This is a genomic window from Erwinia mallotivora, assembly GCF_000590885.1.
Classification (GTDB): Bacteria; Pseudomonadota; Gammaproteobacteria; order Enterobacterales; family Enterobacteriaceae; genus Erwinia; species Erwinia mallotivora.
In genome coordinates this window covers 92,134-107,467 of record NZ_JFHN01000034.1, presented here as the reverse complement: position 1 = coordinate 107,467, position 15,334 = coordinate 92,134, and the positions used below count along the sequence as shown (strand labels likewise).

Sequence of the window (15,334 nt, the reverse complement as noted above, 5' to 3'; positions counted from 1 at the left end):
AAGGATAATACGATGAAAGTTGTTATTTTAGCGGGTGGTCTGGGTTCCCGTCTTTCGGAAGAAACGGTAATACGTCCAAAACCGCTGGTTGAAATTGGTGATAAGCCGATTATCTGGCACATCATGAGTATCTATGCGCATCACGGCTTTAAAGATTTTATTGTTTGCGTCGGCTATAAGGGCTATTTACTGAAAGAGTATTTTGCCAATATCGTGCTGCATCATAATGATATTACCGTTGATTTGTTAAATAACCACGTTGAATACCATCACGGCTCCGCACCGGACTGGAAAGTGACGCTGGTTGATACCGGTAATAGCTCGATGACCGGCGGCAGACTCAAACGGATCAAAGAATATCTCGATCCCAATGAGCCGTTTATGATGACCTACGGTGACGGCCTCGGCGATATTAACATTACCGAAGAACTTGATTTTCATCGTTCTCATGGTCTTCAGGCCACCATGTGTACTGTGGTGCCGCCCGCCCGCTTCGGCACCATTCATTCCGATGGCTACCGCATTACCGATTTCGCCGAAAAGCCCGTCGATCATTCAGCCAGAATCAACGGCGGTTTCTTTATTCTGGAGCCTTCCGTACTGGATCTGGTGGAAAATGACAGCACCGTGTGGGAAACCGGCCCGCTTGAACAACTGGCGCGAAGCGGCCAGCTGGCCGGATTTATGCACGATGGCTTCTGGCAGCCGATGGACACCCTGCGGGAAAAAATGCTGCTGGAAGACCTGTGGCAGAGCGGTGAGGCACCATGGAAAATATGGTAACCCCAGCTTTCTGGCACGGAAAAAAAGTTCTGATTACCGGCCACACCGGCTTTAAAGGGTCATGGCTGACGCTGTGGCTGTTAAAAATGGGCGCGGTTGTCGAGGGGGTTTCCCTGCCAGACGACCGGCCTGGTTCGCACTATCATGCCGTGGATTTCCGCAGTGCCATCAAAGAGCATCTGGTTGATATTCGCGACGGGCAGGCGCTGGAGACAATTATCCTGCACAGCGCCGCAGAGATTGTTTTTCACCTCGCAGCCCAGCCGCTGGTGAATGCCTCCTATGTTGATCCGCTCAACACCTTCACCAGCAACGTCAACGGCACCCTGAATCTGCTTCAGGCCATTCGTCAGTCGCAAAGTATTAAAACGGTGGTCGTCATCACCACGGATAAGGTCTATGCCAACAGCGATGCGCCCGATAATGCCTTTGCGGAGACGGATGCGCTCGGCGGCAACGATCCTTACAGCGCCTCCAAAGCGATGACCGAACTGCTGTGCACCTCTTACCGCGAAAGCTATTTCCGTAAACAGGGCATTGTGCTGGCCACCGCGCGTGCCGGGAATGTTATCGGCGGCGGAGACTGGTCTGACGATTGTCTGGTGCCGGACTATTTTCGCGCCGTTAACAGCGGTCAGCCTTTTAACGTGCGTTATCCGGATGCGGTTCGTCCCTGGCAGCATGTGCTGGAGTCGCTGCGCGGCTATCTTCTTTATGCTGAATATCTCTGCCGGGAAAGCCAGTCCTCTGTGACCGCACTGAATTTTGGCCCGGACAGCCACAACACCATTACCGTCCGGGAACTGCTGCGGCGCTTATCGGCTTTTGCGGAAAACGATCGGGCACCCGCGTCACTGGCGGTTGCGCCGCAAAACAGAGAGGCTCTGCACCTTTCGCTCAACTCCTCACGGGCGCGTGAAACCCTGCACTGGTTTCCGGCACTGGATATCAGCCAGACCCTGCGATTAACCAGCGAGTGGTATCAGGCCAGTCGCACCGCCACCGATATGGCCGCGTTCAGTCTGCAACAAATTGCCGATTATGAAAGCCAGGTGAGGGAACAACAGGAGACAGCGCAATGAAAATGACTGAAACGCCGATTATCGGTGCATGGCATATTGAAGCAACGCCCTTTGTTGACCCGCGCGGTTCGTTCACCCGCACTTTCTGTCAGCGGACCTTTGCCGCTCATGGTCTGGAAACCACCTTCGTGCAGTGCAACCTGTCGAGAAACCGACACAAAGCCACGTTGCGCGGCCTGCATCTGCAAACTGGCGAACAGAGCGAGGTGAAACTGGTCAGGGCGGTGAGCGGTCGTATTTTCGATGTGGCGGTGGATTTGCGTCCTGACTCGCCCTCTTTTCTGCGCTGGCACGGCATTGAACTGAGCGCCGGGCAGCAGAATGCGTTTTATATTCCGCGTGGCTGCGCCCATGGCTTTATCACTCTCGAAGAGAACAGCGATTTGCTCTACCAGGTGTCGCACGAATATGCACCCGGCCATGAACGGGGTTACCGCTGGGACGATCCGGCGTTTGCCATCGACTGGCCGCTTCAGCCTGACATCATCAGCGATAAAGATCGTGCTAACGCTGACTTTCAGCTTAATCAGGCGCGCTGAAGATGCAGAATATTCTCCTTACCGGTGCCAGCGGTTTTGTCGGACAGGCGCTGTTGCGGCAGCTGGCAAATAATGATGATCTTTCCATCACCGTTATCTGCCGCGAAGAGAGCCGCAACACCCTGCCTGCACAGCAAAATTTGCATCAGGTGGTAGTCACCGACTCCATCTTTGACAAGGATCAGTCGTGGTGGCAAGCGCGCCTTAACGGCATTGATACAGTGATTCACAGCGCCTGGTATGTCGATCCGCAGGATTATCTGACGTCTGAGCAAAATATTGCCTGCCTGAACGGAACGGTGGTGCTGGCACAGGCCTGCGTGGCCGCCGGGGTAGGCTATTTCGCCGGAATTGGCACCTGCTTTGAATATCAGCACGGCAATGATTATCTTAGCGTGGAGACGCCTCTTGCTCCCCGTTCGCTGTATGCCGCCTGCAAAGTCGCCACTTTTCATCTGCTGAGCGAACTGTTCAGAAACAGCCCGACGGCATTCGGCTGGTATCGCCTGTTCTATCTGTACGGTGCGGGTGAAAAAGCAGCGCGGCTGGTGCCTTATCTGACATCGATGCTAAGCAGTCATCAGCCCGCCGTTTTAAAGCAGGCTAACCTGGTACGGGATTATCTGGATGTCGATATTGCGGCAGAGAAAATTATTAATAATGTTATGGCATTACATGCCGGTGTATTTAACGTCTGTTCCGGTGATAACACCACGTTAAAAGATCTCGCGCTGAAGATTGCCGCCCGTTATAACGCCACTCACCTGCTGCAACTGGGTGAAGTCACGCCTTCCGCCAGCACCCCCCTGAAAATAGTGGGCGTGTGCAATTTATGAGAGAACCATCATGAGCTCAGCTGAATCACTCTTTTATCGTGAAAACTATCCGATATTTCAGAACAAGATGTACAACTCTCATCATGAGGCGGTGAACTGCCCGAAAGGTGATATCGATCTGGCTACCGATCCCCGTACCGGGATTATTTTTAACCGGCAGTTTGATGAATCGAGAGTGCAGTACGATAAGGACTATCACAATGAGCAGGGGCTGAGTCAGGCCTTCTCGCAGCATTTACATGATGTTGCCGGACGGATTATTGCCGCGATGGGAAAGAAAAATATCGTCGAGATCGGCTGTGGTAAAGGGTTGTTCCTCGATATGCTCAGCGAGAAAGGCGTGGAGATAACCGGTTTTGATCCCACTTACAGTGGCGACAACCCTAAAATCCGCCCGGAGTATTTCACCCGTGACACGCCGGTTTCCTGTGATGGCATTATTCTGCGTCATGTGCTGGAGCATATTAAAGATCCGGCTGACTTCCTGCATTTTCTGAAAAAGGCCGCCCCTGAGCACTGTAAAATATATATCGAAGTCCCGGCGTTTGAATGGATTATGGCCAACAATGCCTGGTACGATATTTTTTACGAGCACGTTAACTATTTTCGCCTGAATGATTTTAAACGGCTGTTCAGTAAAATTATCGATGGCGGCTATGTTTTTAACGACCAGTATATTTATCTGATTGCTAATCTCTCCGATCTGCGGGACAGCCCGGAGCAGGAAAACAGTGATGCGGCCATCCGCTTCCCGGTTGAGCAGTTGATCAGTGACAAAGTTGACCGCAGTAAGAAGATTGTCCTGTGGGGTGGCGCATCCAAAGGGGTTATTTTTGCCATGAACCTTGCCTGGATGGGATTGCGCGTTGACCACGTCATTGATATCAATCCACAAAAACAACATCGTTTTTTAGCCGCAACCGGCATCCAGGTGCAATCCCCCGATGAGGTGCTGCCTGAGCTTGCGGATAATGACAATATTTACGTGATGAATTCGGGCTATCTGGCCGAGATAAAACAGATGACCGGGCATCGGTTTAATTATATTACCCTTGACTGATCGCGGCTCTTCTCCCTGCTGCCTCTCTGACAATCCATCTGCGATACAGATGGATTGTTTTATTGGGTAGCCCTGACGGCGATTCTGCGCCCTGACATCAGATTTATCCTTCATCCTGTACCTGAGGCACGCCAGGTCGTGCATCAACACTTTTGCCATTAGCGTCCTTTAATTATCTGACCGCAACGGAACGAAATGCCTGCAATGCCGTTGACCGCCACCGCTTGCCGGGTAGATAAATCATATAAAATTCAAAACAGATCAGCGTTTTGTCGCCCGATAAAAAGACAGCTTTTTCGCATAAATAATCGTTTTACGACAGCAAGCTGAGGATTAATACCTGACAATCGGGTTTTCCCATATTGCAAAAGAGTTTTCCCATGCCCATTAATAAACTCAGTCTTAAGCTAAACTTCCCTCTTGTGAATGACAGGCCAATTAATGAAGGGCCACTGGTACCCTCCACGTATGACGACCTGAAAAACAACTTTTACAGACTGCACAACCAAATGCAGCAGATGCCGATACCTCAGTTCAGCGCGGCACTGGATGCGCCAGACTACTCAGGGCTGCGTAAGTGTGGCTTCTTTACTTTGAGCGAGGGTTTTCAGCTAAATAACCACGCTGACGATGTTTTCATCCATGCACGTCGAGAAACGCCTCATTGTAAAGGCGAGTTTTCCGGGGACAAGTTCCACATCAGTGTGCTCGGGGAGCAGGTGCCGCAAGCATATCAGGCTCTTTCCGAACTGCTGTTTTCAAAGGACAGTCCGATAGATAAGTGGAAGGTGACAGATATGGAACGGGCCGATCAACAATGCCGAGTGAGCGTGGGGGCTGAGTTCACATTGTATGTAAAACCAGATCAGAAAAATTCGCATTACAGTGCATCTTTGCTCCACATTACACGGCAATTTACAGAGCGTGTGGAATCCATACTATCCGAAAATAGGGTTATTCCCGGACAGCATCCTGAGTCAGACGTTCAGCCTGAAAAATGGAAATATCTCAGTTATCGTAATGAGTTACGAAGCGGGCGTGAGGGTAGTGAAATGCAGAGCCAGGCTTTACGCGAGGAACCGTTTTATCGTTTGATGACGGAGTAAATAACGATAACGCAAAGTCGATTTTTCCGGCTGGTCGTCGTTTCCACAACGAAGAACGCGTCAGATTAACAGCCTTTTCCCCTGTGGCGAAACTGAGTAACCAGACCGGCGCCTCTAAGCAGGCCAAAGGTGGTCTGCTTAGAGGCAGCATGTAGCAACGCCCCTATGCTGATGACAGAATTGTATCAACTCAGTCTGCGGTCCACGCCTTCAGCCACTGCGCAACATTGTCGCCGTTCAGCATCCAGTCACGGCGCAATCTTGCCTGAAGCTCGTCGCCCATTCTGGCGCTGGCGTCCGCATCGTTCAGATGTTTACGGATGGCGTCACACCAGTCTTTGAAGCGGTTACGCACGCGGGTAACCGGCAGATCGCCGCGATAACAGGCCACGTCACTACAGATCACCGGCACGCCGCAGGCACCGTATTCCATCAGCCGCAGGTTACTTTTGCAGGCGTTAAAAATGTTGTCTTCCACCGGTGCCAGGGCTAAATCCAGATTGAGCGCGGCCAGCGTGGCCGGATAAATTTCAATATCCACGCCATAATGCAGTTCATGGATATAAGGACGCAGCTTGTGCGGACACATCCCCATAAATACCCATTCCACCTCATTAGCAAACTCTTTAACCACGTCAGCAATCATCTCCAGATCGCCGGTATGACTGGAGCCGCCCGCCCAGCCCACGCGAGGTTTCCTGCCCGTGCCACGCTGACTTTGCAGATTTCCCCACCAGTGCACCGGCAGGCGGTTATTCACTACCACAATATTGTCATGCATCCCTTTAAAGGCTTCGGCCAGCGGTTCGGTGGACACCACAAAGCGGTCGAAGAAGCCGAGGCTTTTACGCATTTTTTTCCACATGTCCTGTTTGAAATCTTTGTGGTGATGATTTTTCAACGGCACATTCAGAATATAGTCATCCAGCTCGTAGACCCGGAAGAGATCGGTTGCCGCCACTACCGGTGCCATCCAGTTCTGGAAAATATCGGAGTAACGCCGCTGGATGATCAGGCTGTCCGGTTTGTGCTGAGCAATTTCCGCGATGGTAAGCAGGCGATTGTGCAGCTTACCTCCGGCAATGCCCTCCTCTTCCATCGCCCTGAATGGCCCGATAATGCGATAGTGTCCACAGCCGGCGGAATCCGCATGATTCGCCATTATCACCGGCAGTCCGGGGCGCGTCACCGGTGACCAGCACAGCGCACTGTCGCTGTTAACATCGAACTGGCGGCTCTTCAGCGACAGGTTGGCATTAAACGCCGGATCGTTGGCGATTACCGGCAACCAGCGCCGGTAAAGCCAGGTTTCCTCATCCTGCCTGAGCGTTTTTACCGTCTGGCTGTCTTCGCCCTGGAAGGGTTGCTGACGAGCCGCCGGACGCAGGATGCGGGCATAAGGCGTCCACACCGTCAGGTAGCCCTGTTCACGGGCGCGCAGGCAGAAATCCACGTCATCATACAGCTGGCTGCCGGTGTCGAAGCCACCGATGGCATCATAAACCTCGCGGCGCAGCAGCATAAAATCGCCGGATACCGCACTGTAATTTTGATCGATATGCAGTCGTCCCAGATAGCTGGCCTGGTCGTCAGGCATACCACGAAACGCATCGCCCACCGCGCCGTTCATCCCCAGCAGATAACCGGCATGACGCACGCGATTTTGTGTATTGAGCTGCTTGCCGCCAACGACGCCCACCTCCGGACGTTGCGCATGGTTCAGCATATTGTCCAGCCATTCGCCATCCATCACCGCCAGCTCGCAGTGCAACAGGGCCAGATATTCCCCCCGTGCCAGAGTGGCGGCCAGATTGACCATCCCGGCATGTTGCCAGTTGCCCGGATAATGCATCACTTTGATCCTGTTCGGATCGACGCTGGCGATGCTGCTTAACCAGTTCTCCCGCTCAGGACTTTGCTGATTATCCGCCACGATGATCATTTCATAATTCAGATAGGTGGTCTTTTCCAGCAGGGTGGTGACGCAGGCAATCAGCGACGGCAGGTGCCAGTTGGCGAGGATAACCAGAGAAACCAGCGGCTGGTGGCCGTGTTGATAGCGCAGACGATAATTACCGAATTTATCCATTGCCACCTCACCCTGCGGATAACCGCGATTGGTCAGATGGCGTCGTAAAATTTCTGCATCTTCCGCCACTTCACGCCGGTTAAGGGTGGTCATCAGCAGCGGTTCAGCCAGATGTCCAATCACCCCGAACCCCTGGCTTTCAATCAGTTTGGTTACCAGGTCAAACTCACAGGAGGAAGGATAAGCAAGGTCAAAACCTTCTGCGGCCGCCAGCAGTTCACGCCGGTACAACCAGTGCTGAGCCATGGTTTTCGGCGCGCTGAGGAACAGATCCAGATTGAAATCGGGCCGGAATGCCACGCCGCCAGGATCGCCGTCGATAGCGAAAAATTCATCGGCATACAGCGCAAGAGCATTTCCCGCCTGCGGCAGAGAGGTAGCCAGTGCGCTCATTCCGGAAGGCAGAAAGGTGCTGCCGGCATCAACAAAAATGTACCACTCTTCATCGCGGCCGGTGAGCATCTGATTAATCACCTGCAAACGATTGTCTGCCGTGGCCGGATGGGCACTGACGCCGTCAGGCACGCTGTCACTGTTGCCGATAACCACTGGCGTAAGGCGGATGATACGGTTATCCGCCGCCGTCAGGCTTGCCAGCGTCAGCGTCAACCTGTCGGCAGAGATCCCAATGGCGGTGATCACCACGCCAACGCTGACCGGGCCGCCCCGTTCTGCCGCAAGCCCGGCGATATACGCCTGCTCGAAAGGCCGCAGTTGACGCTGTGCCAGCCAGCCGTTCAGCTCCGACTGAATGAAGTTGTTGTAATGCTGCTGGCTGAAGTTCTGGTATTCGAAGGTGTCCGGGGCGTTGAGTGGCGCAACGCGCACCATATTTTCGGCTTTCTGATAATGACCGAACCAGCTCTGGTGGCGAAGAAAGTGAAAGACTTTCTCCCGGTTGGCCACCACGGTGTCTTCGTTGTCGCGCTGCCCCGGCTGCTGATAAACATTGGAGATGCGAATCGTGCACAGGGGTGAATTCACCCAGCCCAACAGTTTGCCAGGCAGTAACCGGCCATAGAGCACCAGCGCTTCCACTTCCAGCATATTCTCGTTATTGATGGCAAAGAGTGAGCCGTGCTGGTCAATCAGTGAGAGTAAATCTTCGCGCCGGAACAGCGCCACGCTCATTTCACCCATCACATTAAATCTCAGTGTGCACTGGAAACGTAGCAGATCTTCACCGTTAATCAGGCAGTCAGTATGGACCAGCGAAGAATTGGAAAGAATATCCGGCTGAAGTACATTCAGGCAGTCACTGCGCACCCGGCGGGACGCCGCCACCGATACCTGGGGGTTATTGTGCATGGTGGCAAGCAGTTTGCTCAGGGCATCGGCGGCCAGCCAGTCAGCGTCGGCGAGGAACTTTATGTACTCCCCCTGCGCCTGCTGCACGGCGTATTCGAACACCCCTTCCTGCTCTTTCGGATGCTTATACATTCGCACCAGATGGCCGGGCTGATTAAGGTAAGGTTCGGCAATTTTTTCGATGAAATTCTCACTGCTACAGTCAGCAATGAGAATTTCACACTGCGCATAATCCTGAGCCAGCGCGCTTTGCAACGCCTGTTCAAAAAAGGTGGGAATACGCGCGATAATAATGATGCTGACTAAGGCTGGCCTGGACATGGCTGGTCTGCTCCGGGGAATCTGCAATCCCAGTAAAGATAAGGGTTTGGGAGTCAATGATAGGGTTAATCTTAGCGACAAAAGCCAAATTCAATCGCCAGAGGAAGGGGGTAAAAGCGGTTTAATCCCTCTGTTCAGACTGCTGCCGCAGCGGGATAAAAGCCGGTCTGACCGGGACAATAAAAAAGGCCCGGAGCCAGTCGATCTGAACAGATTCAGCCGATGGTTTTCCGGGCCTGTCGCCAGCATTACCCGCCGGTCATCAGGCGGGTATTTGCGGAAGGTTATTAGCCTTGCAGCAGAGACAGAACCTGCTGTGGAACCTGGTTAGCTTTCGCCAACACGGAGTTACCTGCCTGCTGAATAATCTGTGCTTTAGACAGATTCGACACTTCCGTCGCGTAGTCCGCATCCTGGATACGAGACTGTGCTTCTGACAGGTTAGTCGTGGTGTTGCTCAGGTTGGTGATAGCGGAATCCAACCGGTTTTGTACCGCACCCAGGCTTGAACGGAACTTATCAACCTGTGCAATCGCTTTGTCCAGCAGCGCCAGCGGGTCAGAGGTTGAAGTACCAGTGTACAGGCTGGTGTTACCGGTGTTAGAGATATCGTTAATGTTGCTGGAGCCTGAAGTCGCAGTGTCACCGCCGTTAGCAATGCCGCTTGCTGCTACAGAGTAGTCTTTGCCCTGTACGGTTACGAAGCCGACTGCGTTACCGCTGGCATCTGCGCCAACTTTAATCGCCTGACCGGTCATCACACCAGAAGAGACGCCGTTGGTGCTGTCGCTGTAGTCAACTTCAGTTTTGTTCAGTTCAACTTTACCGCTTGAACCCACAGACACTGAGTAGTTGTCGCTACCAGAAGAAACCACGTAGGTGCTGGTTGCGTTACCATTTTTGTCCAGCACGTTGTGCAGAGACAGGCCAGACGCTGCCACACCCAGACCAGAAGCAACATCGCTCAGGTCAACGGTAGACATGGTGCCGGAAGCCGCAGAACCTACCTGAGTGATAGAGTCGCCCAGGCTCAGAGCATTTTTGTCTACAGAGAAGCCTTTCAGGCCCAGAGTAGAAGAGTCAATTTTCTGCAGGTCGATAGAGATAGATTCGCCATCGTTAGAACCAACCTGGATTTTCATGGTGCCGTCTTTAGCCAGCACGTTCACGCCGTTGAACTGAGTCTGACCAGATACACGGTCAATTTCGTCCAGACGGGATTTGATTTCGTCCTGGATTGAAGTCAGGTCGGAATCAGAGTTGGTGCCGTTCTGTGCCTGTACGGTCAGTTCACGAACACGCTGTAAGTTGTTGTTGATTTCAGACAGTGCGCCTTCAGTGGTCTGCGCAGCAGAGATGCCGTCGTTGGCGTTACGAGATGCCTGAGTCAAGCCGTTGATGTTAGAAGTGAAGCGGTTAACAATCGCTTCGCCAGCCGCGTCATCTTTAGCGCTGTTGATACGCAGACCAGATGACAGACGCTCAATAGAAGTAGACAGAGCAGACTGGTTTTTGTTGATGTTGTTCTGTGTGATCAGCGAGAGGCTGTTGGTATTAATAACTTGTGCCATGATAAAGTTTCCTGTTAAATCGAATCGGGTTTAAGTTGGTCGGGCTTGTTTGCCCCCCGGCTTCATCGCCGTCAATGTAGTTATCGTCTGCCCCCTGGGAACCTTTAGAATTTTTTTAGCGCCAGACGAATTTTTTTTCTTCATCCCCTACCCGTCGAAATACGCCTTTCCTTTATCGCTATTCTTGCCATTGCCCTTACGCAAATACTCGTAAACTTTCCCTGTGTCTGGCCGATAACCACGTAGTTCACTCTCCGTGTTGACTACAGAAGGAAACTTTATGACGACTATATCTACCTTGGGAATCGGCTCGGGCCTTGATTTAAGTACTATCCTGGACAACCTCGAGTCGTCTGAGAAACTCACTTTAAAACCGATTACCACCCAGCAGTCTTCTTATACTGCCAAGCTGAGTGCTTACGGAACGCTGAAAAGTGCACTGACTACTTTTCAGACGGCTAACACTACGCTGAATAATGCTGACCTGTTTTCCTCTACTAAAGCTACCAGCAGTACCAGCTCAGTTACTGCCACTACTACCAGCGGTGCCATTGCCGGTAAATACAGCATCAGCGTGACTCAGCTGGCGACCGCGCAAACGCTGACCTCTGGCGTTCAGACCACTAACTCCACCGCCATCGCCAGTTCTGACAGCACCATCAGTATTAAGAAAGCGGATGGCTCAGCGGCGGTCAATATTTCGCTGACTGCGGCAAACTCTTCGCTAACCGGCATTCGCGATGCTATTAACAAAGCCGATGCCGGTATCACCGCCAGTATTATTAAAGCTGGTGACGGCAGCTATCGCCTGTCAATGACCTCCAACGACACGGGTTCGGATAATGCGATGACCATTGCGGTCACCGGTGACAGCACGCTGCAAAGTTTCATGGCCTACGATGGCAGCTCCAGCAGCAATATGACCCAGAGCGTCGCGGCACAAAACGCCAAGCTCACGGTGAATAACGTTGCCATCGAGAACAGCAGTAATACCATCAGCGATGCGCTGGAAGGAATCACCCTGAACCTGAGTGACGTGACTTCAGGTAATCAGACACTGACCATTACCAAAGATACCTCCGGTGCCTCTTCAGCTATCACTGACTGGGTGAAAGCCTACAATACCTTACAGGATCAGTTTGCCAGCCTGACCAAATACACCTCGGTGGATGCAGGTTCTGATGCTCAGGACTCCAGCAATGGTGCGCTGGTCGGTGATGGTACGCTGCGTGCTATTCAGTCACAGCTGAAAGGCCTGCTGACTAATGCCGCCAGCTCTTCCACTTACAAATCACTGTCGCAGATTGGTATCACAACCGACCCGACCAGCGGCGAACTTTCCGTGGATTCCACCACGCTGGACAGTGCGCTGAGTAAGGATGCGGATGGTGTGAAAGCGATGATCATCGGTGATGGTAAAACAACCGGTGTGGCCACCACTGTTGCCAGCAACCTCACCAGCTGGCTTTCGAAGACCGGCATTGTGCAAGCTGCGACTGATGGCGTCAGTAAGACACTAAACAATCTGACCGAGCAGTATAACAAGCAGAGTACGCGCATTGATGACATGGTGGCACGTTATAAAACTCAGTTTACTCAGTTAGATGTGCTGATGAACAAACTTAATACTACCAGCAGCTATCTGACCACCCAGTTCAGTACATCCAGTTCATCAAGCAGTTCATCATCGTCATAAGGAGACAACATGTATAGCGCAAGCGGGACCAAAGCCTATGCAAAAATTGGGGTGGAGAGCGCAGTGATGAGCGCCAGCCCCGATCAACTGGTCACACTGCTGTTTGACGGGGCGCTCAGCGCCCTGGTTCGTGCCCGGTTATTTTTGCTCGATGGCAACATCGCCGGTAAAGGAGAGTCGCTCTCCAAAGCCATCAATATTATTGAAAATGGACTGAGAAAAGGCCTGGATGAAAACAGCGGTGATGCACTGGCTGATAATCTTGCCTCTTTATATCGCTATATGGTGCATCGCCTGTTACAGGCTAATCTGCACAACGACAGCGAAGCGATTCAGGAAGTCGAAACGTTGCTGCGCAACATTGCCGACGCCTGGAAAGAAGTTTCCGGAACCACTGCACTTCAGGATGCCGTTTAAATGAATATTGCGCCGCACATGCTCACCATTTACCAACAATTGTTAGTGCTCAGTCAGACGATGCTGCGTCTTGCCAGTGAGGGAAGCTGGGAAGAGTTGATTGAAATGGAAGTCGTTTATGTCAGTGCGGTAGAGAAACTGGCGGAAAGCACAAAGCAAACCCCCGTTCCGGCACACGTTCAGGATCAGTTACGTCCTGTTCTGCGCCATATTCTGGATAATGAAGCTGAAGTGAAAAGCCTGCTGCAAGCAAGGATGACCGAACTTTCATCACTGATCGGTCAGGCGAGTCGGCAAAAGTCCGTTAACAAAGCCTATACCCGGGGACAGGGAGTGGTGCTGTTTCCACAAGAACCGGGCGGTATCTGACAGACACTGTGGAATGAATGTTACCCATCAACACCGGCGGGCCCACACGGTATAAAATATCTGTGCCGGCCCGCGCTTTTTCCCCGGCCTGCTCCATACTTCAGATTCACCCGCTGAAAACTGGAGCACGGAGATGCAAAACCCCACGCTGTTGCAATTCTTCCACTGGTATTACCCCGATGGCAGTAAACTGTGGCCGGAAGCCGCAGAACGTGCCGCCTGGCTGGCGGAAATCGGCATAACCGATGTCTGGCTGCCACCGGCGTATAAAGGCGAGTCCGGCGGCTATTCGGTGGGTTATGACACCTACGATCTGTTTGATCTGGGTGAGTTCGATCAGAAAGGCTCCCGCGCCACCAAATATGGTGATAAAGAGCAGTTGCTGGCTGCGGCCAATGCCCTGCGCGAAGCGGGGGTGGGCGTGGTGATGGATGTGGTGCTGAACCATAAAATGGGCGCAGACGAAAAAGAGCCGGTGCAGGTGAACCGGGTTAATCCTGACAACCGTGAGGAGATTGACCCGGAGGTGATGGAGGCCGAAGCCTGGACCCGTTTTACCTTTCCGGTGCGTGAAGGCAAGTATTCACAGTTTGTCTGGGACTTCAAATGCTTCAGCGGCGTCGATCATATCGAAAACCCTGATGAAAACGGCGTATTCAAAATCGTCAATGACTACACGGGCGAAGGATGGAACGACCAGGTGGACGATGAGCTGGGCAACTTCGATTATCTGATGGGTGCCAATATCGACTTCCGCAATCACGCGGTAACCGAAGAGCTGAAATACTGGGCGCGCTGGATGATGGAGCAACTCCCCTGCACCGGCTTTCGCCTTGATGCGGTAAAACACATTCCCGCCTGGTTTTATAAAGAGTGGATAGACCATGTTCAGCAGGTAGCAGAACAGCCATTGTTTATTGTTGCTGAGTACTGGTCCCATGAAGTTGACAAACTGCAACAGTATATTGACCAGGTGGACGGTAAAACCATGCTGTTTGATGCCCCCCTGCAGATGAAATTTCATAACGCCTCCCGCGAGGGTGCGGATTATGACCTCAGCACCATTTTCAACGATACGCTGGTCGGGCACGACCCCTGGCATGCAGTGACTATCGTGGCGAATCATGACACTCAGCCGTTACAGTCGCTGGAAGCCCCGGTCGAACCCTGGTTCAAACCGCTGGCCTATGCGCTGATCCTGCTGCGTGAACAGGGTGTGCCGGCGATATTTTATCCGGATCTGTTTGGTGCCAGCTACGAAGATGAAGGCGGCGACGGCGAGAAATACAGTATTGAGATGCCCGTGATTCCGGAACTGGAAGCGCTGATTCGCGCCCGCCAGCTTTATGCTCACGGCGTGCAGACAGAGTGGTTTGATCATGCTAACTGCGTTGCCTTTGCCCGCAGCGGTACGCAGGAGCATCCCGGCTGTGTGGTTATCATGTCCAACGGCGATGAGGGGGAAAAGACCCTGGCGCTGGGGGCGGACTTTGCAGGTAAGCAGTGGCGCGATTATCTGCAACACCGCGAGGAGAGCGTCAGTTCTGATGACGAGGGAAATGCGCTGTTCCGCTGTAATGCCGGTAGCGTCAGCGTCTGGGTACTGGAGGATTAAGCATTCACCCGTGCAGGTCACTGCCCTGCACGGAGTTCACGCGGAAGTCAGAACTTGCCGCCCCGGTATGAGGATTTGTGATGTGATTTTCCACTGCTGGCGGCTTTTTTTGCGGGCTGGGCCGCAGGTTCGCTGCTCAGCTGTTTCAGCGCATCCTGACACGCCGGCGTAAGCTGACTGACCCTTTGCAGCACCAGCTTGTCGTAGTGCAGCTCACGGCCGCTCAGCGCCAGCGTCATCACCCTTCCCTCATTGTTTACGTTTACCCAGTCGCCGCTGAACTGAGTCACCTTACCGGGCTTGGCGATGACGCGCTGCCACTGGCGGCAATCCAGCGTATCCCCCGACGCACTGATAAACAAACTGGCCGTCGCTTCCTTACTCACCAACCCCTTTTGTGGCCCCATGCTTTGCCAGTTACCTACCAGATCAACCGGCGGTGGGGTCTTTACTGCACTCTGATAGTTGGGTATCCGGGCACAGCCAGACAGCACCACCGCTACGGCAGCGGCTAACATCCACTTTTTCATATTCCGTTCCTG

Annotated in this window: 13 protein-coding genes; 10 read left to right on the top strand and 3 right to left on the bottom strand. The window is 52.8% G+C overall.

Annotated features, from left to right (window positions below):
• Positions 1-12: 12 nt before the first annotated feature.
• The 6 genes from rfbF (at position 13) to BG55_RS06330 (ending at position 5,406) form a co-directional block, all read left to right on the top strand.
• Entirely contained in the window at positions 13-783 is a 771-nt protein-coding gene (rfbF, locus tag BG55_RS06355) for a glucose-1-phosphate cytidylyltransferase (RefSeq protein ID WP_034935624.1), read from the top strand.
• Positions 768-1,865: a CDP-glucose 4,6-dehydratase gene (rfbG, locus tag BG55_RS06350; protein WP_152542665.1), complete on the top strand. Its 1,098-nt coding sequence runs from the start codon at positions 768-770 to the stop codon at positions 1,863-1,865. The genes rfbF and rfbG overlap by 16 nt, the downstream gene beginning before the upstream one ends.
• Complete coding sequence (gene rfbC / locus BG55_RS06345) at positions 1,862-2,404, top strand: dTDP-4-dehydrorhamnose 3,5-epimerase (protein WP_034935621.1); 543 nt, start codon at positions 1,862-1,864, stop codon at positions 2,402-2,404. Before rfbG ends, rfbC begins: the two co-directional genes overlap by 4 nt.
• Positions 2,405-2,406: 2 nt before the next feature.
• Positions 2,407-3,240 carry an NAD-dependent epimerase/dehydratase family protein gene (locus BG55_RS06340; protein ID WP_034935620.1) on the top strand — a complete coding sequence of 278 codons (834 nt, stop codon included), beginning with the start codon at positions 2,407-2,409 and terminating at the stop codon, positions 3,238-3,240.
• 10 nt (positions 3,241-3,250) lie between these two features.
• Positions 3,251-4,300, top strand: coding sequence for a class I SAM-dependent methyltransferase (locus BG55_RS06335; RefSeq protein ID WP_034935618.1), 1,050 nt, complete (start codon positions 3,251-3,253; stop codon positions 4,298-4,300).
• 380 nt (positions 4,301-4,680) lie between these two features.
• Positions 4,681-5,406 (top strand): type III secretion system effector phosphothreonine lyase, encoded by a 726-nt coding sequence (locus BG55_RS06330; RefSeq protein ID WP_034935617.1) that lies wholly within the window; start codon positions 4,681-4,683, stop codon positions 5,404-5,406.
• Positions 5,407-5,596: 190 nt separating this feature from the next.
• On the opposite strand, the gene BG55_RS06325 is transcribed toward BG55_RS06330, so the two are convergent.
• Together BG55_RS06325 and BG55_RS06320 are read right to left on the bottom strand one after the other, a co-directional pair.
• A complete protein-coding gene (locus BG55_RS06325; RefSeq protein WP_034935615.1) occupies positions 5,597-9,124 on the bottom strand; it encodes a glycosyltransferase in 3,528 nt (1,175 codons plus the stop codon).
• Positions 9,125-9,411: 287 nt separating this feature from the next.
• Entirely contained in the window at positions 9,412-10,695 is a 1,284-nt protein-coding gene (locus BG55_RS06320) for a FliC/FljB family flagellin (protein WP_034935614.1), read from the bottom strand.
• A gap of 280 nt (positions 10,696-10,975) precedes the next feature.
• Here BG55_RS06320 and fliD point away from each other — a divergent pair, with 280 nt between their 5' ends.
• The 4 genes from fliD to amyA all read left to right on the top strand — a co-directional run bounded on the left by fliD (position 10,976) and on the right by amyA (position 14,792).
• Entirely contained in the window at positions 10,976-12,391 is a 1,416-nt protein-coding gene (fliD, locus tag BG55_RS06315) for a flagellar filament capping protein FliD (RefSeq protein WP_034935612.1), read from the top strand.
• A 9-nt stretch (positions 12,392-12,400) separates the two neighbouring features.
• Entirely contained in the window at positions 12,401-12,808 is a 408-nt protein-coding gene (gene fliS / locus BG55_RS06310; protein WP_034935608.1) for a flagellar export chaperone FliS, read from the top strand.
• Positions 12,809-13,177, top strand: a complete 369-nt coding sequence (gene fliT, locus BG55_RS06305; protein ID WP_034935607.1) for a flagella biosynthesis regulatory protein FliT — start codon at positions 12,809-12,811, stop codon at positions 13,175-13,177.
• Positions 13,178-13,310: 133 nt separating this feature from the next.
• Complete coding sequence (amyA, locus tag BG55_RS06300) at positions 13,311-14,792, top strand: alpha-amylase (protein ID WP_034935604.1); 1,482 nt, start codon at positions 13,311-13,313, stop codon at positions 14,790-14,792.
• Between the two features lie 47 nt (positions 14,793-14,839).
• Here amyA and yedD read toward each other — a convergent pair whose 3' ends face one another.
• Positions 14,840-15,322: a lipoprotein YedD gene (yedD, locus tag BG55_RS06295; protein WP_034935601.1), complete on the bottom strand. Its 483-nt coding sequence runs from the start codon at positions 15,320-15,322 to the stop codon at positions 14,840-14,842.
• Between the last annotated feature and the right edge of the window lie 12 nt (positions 15,323-15,334).

What these genes read in the sequence shown, in the direction of transcription:
- rfbG (WP_152542665.1), top strand. Translation starts at nt 768, where the DNA reads ATGGAAAATATGGTAACCCCAGCTTTCTGGCACGGAAAAAAAGTTCTG.
- rfbC (WP_034935621.1), top strand. Translation starts at nt 1,862, where the DNA reads ATGAAAATGACTGAAACGCCGATTATCGGTGCATGGCATATTGAAGCA.
- fliD (WP_034935612.1), top strand. Translation starts at nt 10,976, where the DNA reads ATGACGACTATATCTACCTTGGGAATCGGCTCGGGCCTTGATTTAAGT.
- yedD (WP_034935601.1), bottom strand. Translation starts at nt 15,322, where the DNA reads ATGAAAAAGTGGATGTTAGCCGCTGCCGTAGCGGTGGTGCTGTCTGGC.
- rfbF (WP_034935624.1), top strand. Translation starts at nt 13, where the DNA reads ATGAAAGTTGTTATTTTAGCGGGTGGTCTGGGTTCCCGTCTTTCGGAA.
- fliS (WP_034935608.1), top strand. Translation starts at nt 12,401, where the DNA reads ATGTATAGCGCAAGCGGGACCAAAGCCTATGCAAAAATTGGGGTGGAG.
- BG55_RS06325 (WP_034935615.1), bottom strand. Translation starts at nt 9,124, where the DNA reads ATGTCCAGGCCAGCCTTAGTCAGCATCATTATTATCGCGCGTATTCCC.
- BG55_RS06330 (WP_034935617.1), top strand. Translation starts at nt 4,681, where the DNA reads ATGCCCATTAATAAACTCAGTCTTAAGCTAAACTTCCCTCTTGTGAAT.
- amyA (WP_034935604.1), top strand. Translation starts at nt 13,311, where the DNA reads ATGCAAAACCCCACGCTGTTGCAATTCTTCCACTGGTATTACCCCGAT.
- BG55_RS06335 (WP_034935618.1), top strand. Translation starts at nt 3,251, where the DNA reads ATGAGCTCAGCTGAATCACTCTTTTATCGTGAAAACTATCCGATATTT.
- BG55_RS06340 (WP_034935620.1), top strand. Translation starts at nt 2,407, where the DNA reads ATGCAGAATATTCTCCTTACCGGTGCCAGCGGTTTTGTCGGACAGGCG.
- fliT (WP_034935607.1), top strand. Translation starts at nt 12,809, where the DNA reads ATGAATATTGCGCCGCACATGCTCACCATTTACCAACAATTGTTAGTG.
- BG55_RS06320 (WP_034935614.1), bottom strand. Translation starts at nt 10,695, where the DNA reads ATGGCACAAGTTATTAATACCAACAGCCTCTCGCTGATCACACAGAAC.